Here is a 6,237-nt window from a genome sequence, read left to right as displayed (position 1 = left end):
GGATGCGGGCAAGGTGTGGCTCGGGCTGAACCCGATCGACGCGCACCGGCTCGGTGCGGTCAGACAAACGAAGAAAGGGATGCGGGCCGGCAAAACGCTGTTCGACGGGGCGTGGCGCAAGACGAAGGCGCAGCCAAACGGCGCGATCTTCCGGCGGGTCGGCACATCGAGGCTGCCGTATGAGGTCGTCCAGGTGGACTGGACACAGACGGGTGATGCGGCGTTTCGGCGTGCGGCGCAGGCGTGCGAGGCGCGGCTGCTGACCGTGCTGCGGCAGGAAGTGAATTACGAACTACAGAAGGCGATGAATCGTGCTCGATAGCGTGAATGGTCTGAGCTTGAAACAACTGCACGACGCGATCGAAGCGGGACTGCGCGAACGGCTGCCGGATCTCGCGCGCATCCACGCGTATCCCAAAATCGGCAAGTCGATCGACACGCCGTTCATTGCGCTGGAACTCGCGGAGCTTGAACCGGGCCAGGACGACGGCACCGGCCGTGTGCCGCTGATCGCGCGGATGCAGGCGCGCATCGTGGTGGATCCGCTGGTCGACGGCGCCGAGCTGCAGGTGCGCGAATTGGCGGCCCGGGTGCTGGCCGCGGTGCACGGCACGACGTGGGAGTTGCCGATCACGCCAGGGCGGCAGGTGGGCTCAGCCGTCGACGATCCGTTCCGGCCGGAACTCGATACGTATCTGGTGTGGCTGGTCGAATGGGTGCACGAGTTTGATCTGGGCGACGGGTTCGAGCCGCCTGCGCCGGGGCGGCCGATTGTATGGGGCGTGGATCCCGACACCGGGCCGCAGCATAAGGACTGCTACCGGAGCCATGCGGACGAAATAGAGGGTGATGTGTGAGCGACTTCGAACTGGGTGAGCTCGATCGCCGCATGGCGTGCCTGACGCAATCGGCCACGGTCGAGGCGATCACCTTCGAGCCACCACGCGTGAAGGTACGCATCGGCGAGTGGGTCAGCGACTGGCTCAAATGGCAGGCGTCAGCGGCCGGCAAGGTCAGGATCTGGCGCCCGCCGTCACTCGATGAGGAGGTGGCCGTGTGGGCGCCGTCGGGCGACCTCGCCGGTGCGTTCGTCGCGCCAGGTTACTACACCGATCAGCACGGCGGCGCCGGCCGCACGAGCCCGGACGAGACCGCAACCGATTACCCGGACGGCGCGTTCGAGCAGTACAACCACGCGAGCCACGAATACGTGCTGTCGGTACCGGCCGGTGGCCGGATCGTGTTCCGCATTGGCGACACCGAGCTCGAGCTGCGCGCGGACGGCGCGACGTTGAAGGCCACGTCGCTGCTCGCCGACGTGCCCGATTCCACCTTTACGGGCAACACGACGACCGAACAGCTGCTGAGCTTTAACGGCGGGATGCAGGGCAAGCCGGGCGAGGGCGGTGGCGTCACGATGAAGATTACGGGCGGCGCCGAGTTCAGCGAAGACGTGGTGGCTGCGGGCAAGTCGGTGAGCGGCCACCGGCATCGGGAAGAGGGCGACGGTGCGCTGGTGAGTGCGCCGGTCTGATGGGTTTGACAGCGTTCTGCGATTGCCGGCCGTTTGTTTGAAAGGACTGCGAATGACCAAGACGATCCCACCCGATACAGCCACCCCGGTGACCTTCATCGACACCGCGTTCCGCAGCCGCGTGATCGTGTTTCCGGACGGCACGTGGGCCGCGGTGGTGGCGAGCCGCTTGACCGTGTCGGATCCGGCCCACATCGGCTGGCTCGACGGTCAACTGGAATTCCGCCGCCACACCGAGGCGGAACGATGACGGCGCTAATTGGCATGTGCCGGCATACCGGTCGCCCGATCGGCGGCGTCGCGCACCTGAAGCAGAGCCTGGCCGACATCCTCGGCACGCGCAAGGGCACGCGCCGCGAGCGGCCCGAGTACGGCTCGGATATCCCGGCAATGGTCGACCTGCCCGTCACACGCGGCTGGATCTCCAGCGTGCAGGCCGAGGCGGCTCGCGCGATCGGCCGGTGGGAACCACGCCTGACGCTCTCGCGCGTGGCCGTGCTCGCTGTCGTCGACGGGGCGATCACGTTCCGTATTGACGGCACCTATGAGGGCGACGACATCATGATCGAGGTCAGCACATGACGACGATTGACCTGGCGGCGATCGACGCCCCGGACGTGGTCGAGGCACTCGACTTCGAATCCGTGTATCAGCAAGTGGTCGCGCACTTCAAGAGCATTTATCCGCACTGGCGCGCGGCACTCGAATCCGATCCGGTCGTCAAGCTGCTGGAACTCTTTGCGTATCGCGAACTGCGCTTGCGGGCGCGCATCAACGACGCGGGCCGCTCGGTGATGCTCGCCTATGCGACCGGCGCGGACCTCGAGCACCTGGCCGCGCTGCTGAACGTCGAGCGTCACACGATCGTCGAAGCGGATCCCGATCAAGCGAGCGAAGCGGTGCGCGAGAGCGACCCCGATCTGCGCGCCCGCACGCAGCTCGCGCCACAGGGATTTTCGGTGGCGGGCCCCGAAGGCGCGTACATCTCGCATGCGCGCAATGCGCACGCGCAGGTGCGCGACGCGTCGGCGATCAGTCCGGCGCCGTGCGAGGTGCTCGTGACTGTCCTCGCGCGCGATGGCGACGGCACCGCCGATGAGTCGCTGATCGAGGCGGTGAGTGCCGCACTGCGCGCCGACGACGTGCGCCCACTCACCGACCAGGTGACGGTGCAGGGCGCCGAGATCCTGCGCTATGCGGTGCGCGCTCGCCTGGTGTTTTTTGCGGGCCCGGACCGGGCGGTGGCGCTCGCCGCGGCGAACAAGGCGATGCGGCAATACACGAATGCGATGCACCGGCTGGGCATGGAAGTGACGCTGGACGGCCTGTACGCAGCCGCGCGTGCGGCGGGCGTACAGAAGGTGATTCTCGAGAGTCCTACGACCGGGATTGCGGCGAGTCGCCAACAAGCCCCGTACTGCACCAGCATCGAGCTGATCGACGGTGGCGTCTATACACATGACAAAGGCGCACATGACACAGGCCCACATGACTAATTTGCTCCCCGCCAATTCGACGCCGCTCGAGCGGGCACTGGCCGCCGTCGGCGAGCGGCTCGATACGCTGCCGACACCGCTGGCCACGCTGATGGATCCGGATGCGATCCGGCTCGATCTGCTGCCGTGGCTCGCGTGGTACGTGGGCGTGGACACGTGGAAGGACAGCTGGCCCGAGCACGTGAAGCGCACGCGGGTCAAGCGGGCGATCGCGATTGCGCGGCGCAAGGGCACAGCCGCCGCCGTGCGCGAAGTGGTCGCCACCTTCGGCGGGAACATCGTGCTGCGCGAGTGGTTCGAGCAGACACCGCGCGGTCGGCCCGGCACGTTTGATCTGGTGATGACGGTCAGCGGCCACGAGGGCGAGCCACCTACCGCCGAGTACATCGCCGACATCCTCACCGAAATCGACCGCACGAAGCCGGTGCGCGCGCATTACACCTTTACGCAGGGCCTGGCTGCGCAGACGCAGCAGCGAATCGGCGCGGCTGCACGTGTGGCGGTCTATGGCCGTCTGAACCTTTCTGATCGGTAGCAGTTTATGGGATTACTCATCACGATCACCGACGCGGGGCGCGCCGCGCTGGTCGCGCCCGGCCACGACGGCACGAACGCGCATCGGGTCGCTGCCATCGGGCTGGCGACCGCGCCGTTCGCGCCTGCCCGCGATCTGACGGCACTGCCGCACGAGCACAAGCGCATCACGACCTTCGGCGGGGTGAACGTCGCGCCCGACACGATCCACGTGACGCTGACGGACGACAGCGCCGAGCAGTTCACGCTGTACGGCTTCGGTTTATACCTTGAGAACGGTGTGCTGGCGGCCGTCTATGGGCAGGCCACGCCGATCATGGAGAAGTCGCCCGCAGCCATTCTGCTGCTGTCGGTCGACATCCAGTTCGCGACGATCGATGCGGCCCAGCTCGTGTTTGGCGACACCACGTTCGTGAACCCGCCGGCCACGACCGAGCGCTTGGGCGTGGTCGAACTCGCGACGCAAGCGGAAGTCGACGCGGGTGAGGACGACACGCGGGCCGTGACGCCCAGGACGGCCGCGCAGCGCTATGCGGCGCTCACCGGCGCGCGCTTTACCGGCGACGTGCACCTCGATGGCGCCAACCTGAACCTGGACGGGCCGGCAGAGCGCTTTCGGGGTGTCGCCTGCAAGACCGCCGGCCGCATGCGCTGGTTCTTCGGTATCGATAACGCACCCGAACGCGGCGGCGGCAGCGGCTCGGACTTGAAGCTGATCAGCTTCACCGACGACGGCGAGTGGGCAGGCGGGGTGATGGTGATCTCCCGCGAACACGGCACGGTCCATCTGGTCAAGCGCCCCAGCTTTGACGGTCACCTCGCGTGGGATGCGGGCAACTTCGATCCGGCCGATTACCTGCCGCTCGCCGGTGGCGTGCTGCGGGGCGATGTGCGTTTTGAGCCGGGCAAGCGCCTGGCAATCGGCGCACCGCTGCTCGGCGCGCTCAAGGCTGCGCTGCAGGTGAATGGCGGCATCGCGATCGATCGCTATGCGGACGAAGGGTCTGGGCGTCTACTGCTTGGGCCGAACAATGGCCACTTCTTTGGAGACGATAAAAGCGTCGGGTTCTACTCGCCCACCTACGGGTCGTTCCAGTACCTGTTTGCGGACCGCACGTTCCGGATCGACGGCAAGATTGCCTGGCATGCGGGCAACGTCACGCCGCTGGACCAAAAGAAGGGCGGCACGCTCGCGGGCGACCTCGCGTTCGCGCCGGGCAAGCGCCTCAAGCTTGCGCCCGGCTCGGTGAGTGCGCCGTCGCTGACGTTCGAGCGTGATGGGGCACTGGACACGGGCCTGTATCACACCGCTGACGGCCAGTTCGGCGTGTCGTGCAACGGCGCCGCGGTGGTGCGGTTTGCGCCCACGCAGACGACGTTCGAGCGGCCGGTCACGGTGCCGACACCGGCCGCGGGCGACCGCTCCACACGTGTGGCGACCACCGAGTGGGTGTTGGCTGCGCTGGGCACCACCGCCATCGGCCAGATCGTGTTCGAGCCGCGCACGACCGTGCGGGCCGGCTTTCTGAAGGCGAACGGCGCGGTGCTCAAGCGCGCGGATTATCCGGCCTTGTGGGCGTACGCGCAGGCAAGCGGCGCACTCGTGGCCGAAGACGTGTGGCACGACGGGCGTTCAGGCTGTTTCTCGAGCGCCGATGGCGCGACCACCTTCCGGCTGCCGGAACTGCGCGGCGAATTCATCCGGTGCTGGAGCGACGACCGGTCGGACACCGACCCGCAGCGCATGATTGGCTCGTTCCAGCGTGACCAGCACCGCTATCACAAGCATGACGCGTACTCGAGCGAATCCGGCGAGCACGTGCACACGGCCTGGACCGATGCGCAGGGGCAGCACGGACACCCCGTGCACGATCCCGGTCACGGCCACCCCGTTCGAATGGGGCGCGTCGGCGTGGTCGCGACGTCTTACGGCGAAGGCTGGGGTCCGTACAACTGGGACAGGCAGGACGTCCATGGCACCGAGGGCGCGGCTACCAATATCGGCATTGGCGAAGCCGGCAACCACGGCCACAACGTCGGCATCGGTGGCGCTGGCGGCCACGTGCACACGATCACGGTCAATGGCGACGGCGGCAACGAAGCGCGGCCGCGCAACATCGCGCTGCTCGCGATGATCCGCGCATATTGAATGAAGGAACTTCCATGCTGATCCACCACTACGATCGCACCACCGGCGCTTACCTGAGCAGCAGCCAGCCCGACGTCGATCCGCGCAACGCCGAACGCTGGCTGATTCCGGCGGGCGCGACGCTGGATGCGCCGCCGGCACGTACCCCGACCACCTGGCCGTTCTATCGGGACGGCGTGTGGTGTCTGCTACCCGATTACCGCGGGCTGCTGTGCTACCGCACCGACACCGGCGAGGCGGTCGAGATCGCCACCGTCGGGCTCACGCCCGAAGAACTGGGACTCACCGTCGAAGCTCCGCCCTCACCGCGTCACGCGTGGCTCGATGGCGCCTGGCGCATCCCGCCCGCCGTGCTCGCGCGCGAGCGGCGGGACGCGGCGATGGTCGAGTTCGAACAGCGGATGGCGCGTGCGCGTCGCACCAATGCCGGCAAGGCCGATGCGTATGCGGCGGGGCTACTCGATGACGCGGGCGTGTATGCGTTCAAGGCGTGGTCCGCGTATCAGATGGCGCTGGTGGCCACG

8 protein-coding genes and 1 pseudogene are annotated in these 6,237 nt (G+C 67.4%); all 9 read left to right on the top strand.

Features of this window, described 5'->3' with window-relative positions:
- Window positions 1–322, top strand: a pseudogene (locus tag C7H84_RS35390) (phage tail protein); the annotation flags it as partial.
- Window positions 312–857 (top strand): hypothetical protein, encoded by a 546-nt coding sequence (locus C7H84_RS35385; protein WP_240462199.1) that lies wholly within the window; start codon window positions 312–314, stop codon window positions 855–857. The pseudogene C7H84_RS35390 and the gene C7H84_RS35385, both read left to right, overlap by 11 nt.
- A complete protein-coding gene (locus C7H84_RS35380) occupies window positions 854–1,534 on the top strand; it encodes a phage baseplate assembly protein V (protein WP_121863119.1) in 681 nt (226 codons plus the stop codon). Before C7H84_RS35385 ends, C7H84_RS35380 begins: the two co-directional genes overlap by 4 nt.
- A gap of 52 nt (window positions 1,535–1,586) precedes the next feature.
- The gene (locus tag C7H84_RS35375; RefSeq protein WP_121863118.1) at window positions 1,587–1,784 is read left to right on the top strand and encodes a hypothetical protein; all 198 of its coding nucleotides are present in this window, start codon (window positions 1,587–1,589) and stop codon (window positions 1,782–1,784) included.
- Window positions 1,781–2,116 (top strand): GPW/gp25 family protein, encoded by a 336-nt coding sequence (locus C7H84_RS35370; protein ID WP_121863117.1) that lies wholly within the window; start codon window positions 1,781–1,783, stop codon window positions 2,114–2,116. The genes C7H84_RS35375 and C7H84_RS35370 overlap by 4 nt, the downstream gene beginning before the upstream one ends.
- A complete protein-coding gene (locus C7H84_RS35365; protein WP_121863116.1) occupies window positions 2,113–3,030 on the top strand; it encodes a baseplate J/gp47 family protein in 918 nt (305 codons plus the stop codon). The genes C7H84_RS35370 and C7H84_RS35365 overlap by 4 nt, the downstream gene beginning before the upstream one ends.
- The gene (locus tag C7H84_RS35360; RefSeq protein WP_162999506.1) at window positions 3,008–3,565 is read left to right on the top strand and encodes a phage tail protein I; all 558 of its coding nucleotides are present in this window, start codon (window positions 3,008–3,010) and stop codon (window positions 3,563–3,565) included. Before C7H84_RS35365 ends, C7H84_RS35360 begins: the two co-directional genes overlap by 23 nt.
- Before the next feature lie 6 nt (window positions 3,566–3,571).
- A complete protein-coding gene (locus tag C7H84_RS37475) occupies window positions 3,572–5,713 on the top strand; it encodes a phage tail protein (protein ID WP_240462198.1) in 2,142 nt (713 codons plus the stop codon).
- A gap of 14 nt (window positions 5,714–5,727) precedes the next feature.
- On the top strand, window positions 5,728–6,237 hold a 510-nt coding region (locus C7H84_RS35350), incomplete at its 3' end, for a tail assembly chaperone (protein ID WP_121863114.1).

Origin of the sequence: Burkholderia sp. Nafp2/4-1b, from assembly GCF_003635165.1 — a bacterium.
Lineage (GTDB): Bacteria > Pseudomonadota > Gammaproteobacteria > Burkholderiales > Burkholderiaceae > Burkholderia.
This window is presented reverse-complemented; position numbering and strand designations above follow the sequence as displayed.